The following is a 2,500-nucleotide window of genomic DNA, read 5'->3' as shown; positions in this document are numbered from 1 at the left end:
AGAACATTGGGTCTGTAGCTCAGGTGGTTAGAGCGCACCCCTGATAAGGGTGAGGTCGGTAGTTCGAGTCTACCCAGACCCACCACTCTGAATGTACCGCATACTAAGAATTTATAGACGTCAGCACTGTGGCTGATATCTGTTCTTTTAAAACTTGTGACGTAGCGAGCGTTTGAGATTATCTATCTTGACGTGTCGTGAGGCTAAGGCGGAAGACTTAAATGTCTTCTTATTAATTGAGTCGTTATATTCGTATCCGGGCTTTGTACCCCTGGATCAAATGTAGCCCAAGGCAACTTGCGGTTATATGGTCAAGCGAATAAGCGCACACGGTGGATGCCTTGGCGGTCAGAGGCGATGAAGGACGTGGCAGCCTGCGAAAAGTATCGGGGAGCTGGCAACAAGCTTTGATCCGGTAATGTCCGAATGGGGAAACCCACCGCTCCGGCGGTATCCTGCAGTGAATACATAGCTGCTGGAAGCGAACCTGGTGAACTGAAATATCTAAGTAACCAGAGGAAAAGAAATCAACCGAGATTCCCTGAGTAGCGACGAGCGAACGGGGAACAGCCCTTAAGCTGGTATGGTTCTAGAAAAACGGTTTGGAAAAGCCGGCCATAGAAGGTGATAGCCCTGTATTTAAAAGGGCCATACCAGTGAAGACGAGTAGGGCGGGGCACGTGAAACCCTGTCTGAATATGGGGGGACCATCCTCCAAGGCTAAATACTACTGACCGACCGATAGTGAACCAGTACCGTGAGGGAAAGGCGAAAAGAACCCCGGAGAGGGGAGTGAAATAGATCCTGAAACCGTGTGCGTACAAGCAGTAGGAGCTCGCAAGAGTGACTGCGTACCTTTTGTATAATGGGTCAGCGACTTACTGTTCGTGGCAAGCTTAACCGTATAGGGGAGGCGAAGGGAAACCGAGTCTGATAAGGGCGCATAGTCGCGGGCAGTAGACCCGAAACCGGGTGATCTAGTCATGCCCAGGGTGAAGGTGCGGTAACACGCACTGGAGGCCCGAACCCACTCCCGTTGCAAAGGTAGGGGATGAGGTGTGATTAGGAGTGAAAAGCTAATCGAACCCGGAGATAGCTGGTTCTCCTCGAAAGCTATTTAGGTAGCGCCTCATATGTATCCTCTCGGGGGTAGAGCACTGTTATGGCTAGGGGGTCATCGCGACTTACCAAACCATTGCAAACTCCGAATACCGAGACGGACTGTATGGGAGACACACGGCGGGTGCTAACGTCCGTCGTGAAAAGGGAAACAACCCAGATCCACAGCTAAGGTCCCAAATTTACTGCTAAGTGGAAAACCATGTGGAAAGGCACAGACAGCCAGGAGGTTGGCTTAGAAGCAGCCACCCTTTAAAGAAAGCGTAATAGCTCACTGGTCGAGTCGGTCTGCGGGGAAGATTTAACGGGGCTAAGCAGTAAACCGAAGCTTGGAGTGCATAACTTTGTTATGCGCGGTAGAGGAGCGTTCCGTAAGCCTGTGAAGGTGAGTTGAGAAGCTTGCTGGAGGTATCGGAAGTGCGAATGCTGACATGAGTAACGATAATGCGGGTGAAAAACCCGCACGCCGAAAGCCCAAGGTTTCCTTGCGCAACGTTAATCGGCGCAGGGTGAGTCGGCCCCTAAGGCGAGGCAGAAATGCGTAGTCGATGGGAAGCAGGTTAATATTCCTGCACCTCGCGTAAGTGCGATGGAGGGACGGAGAAGGTTAGGTGTACCAGGCGTTGGTTGTCCTGGGGAAAGGCGGTAGGTTTGGATCTTTGGCAAATCCGGGATCCTTTAAGACCGAGCACCGAGACGAGCCTTTAAGGCGAAGTCACTGATACCACGCTTCCAGGAAAAGCTCCTAAGCTTCAGCTTACGCAGACCGTACCGTAAACCGACACAGGTGGGTAGGATGAGAATTCTCAGGCGCTTGAGAGAACTCGGGTGAAGGAACTAGGCAACATGGCACCGTAACTTCGGGAGAAGGTGCACCCTTTTTGGTGGCTCATGCGAGCTATAGCTGAAGAGGGTCGCAGTAACCAGGCCGCTGCGACTGTTTATCAAAAACACAGCACTCTGCAAACACGAAAGTGGACGTATAGGGTGTGACGCCTGCCCGGTGCTGGAAGGTTAATTGATGGGGTCAGCCGCAAGGCGAAGCTCTTGATCGAAGCCCCAGTAAACGGCGGCCGTAACTATAACGGTCCTAAGGTAGCGAAATTCCTTGTCGGGTAAGTTCCGACCTGCACGAATGGCGTAACGACAGCGGCGCTGTCTCCACCCGAGACTCAGTGAAATTGAAATCGCTGTGAAGATGCAGCGTTCCCGTGGCAAGACGGAAAGACCCCGTGAACCTTTACTATAGCTTTACACTGAACGTTGAGTTCGTCTGTGTAGGATAGGTGGGAGGCTATGAAACTGTGGCGCTAGCTGCAGTGGAGCCATCCTTGAAATACCACCCTGTCGTGCTTGACGTTCTAACCTAGGTCCATTATCT

General features: G+C 51.9%; 1 tRNA gene and 1 rRNA gene (1 of these 2 running past the window's edge). Both read left to right on the top strand.

What is annotated here, in order from left to right:
* Positions 1–8: 8 nt before the first annotated feature.
* Positions 9–85 (top strand) — tRNA-Ile (locus Q5Z11_RS20445).
* Positions 86–309: 224 nt separating this feature from the next.
* Positions 310–2,500: ribosomal RNA gene (locus Q5Z11_RS20440) — 23S ribosomal RNA — on the top strand; it runs 687 nt beyond the window's last position.

The sequence above is a fragment of the Stenotrophomonas sp. 610A2 genome, assembly GCF_030549615.1.
Lineage (GTDB): Bacteria > Pseudomonadota > Gammaproteobacteria > Xanthomonadales > Xanthomonadaceae > Stenotrophomonas > Stenotrophomonas pigmentata.
This window is presented reverse-complemented; position numbering and strand designations above follow the sequence as displayed.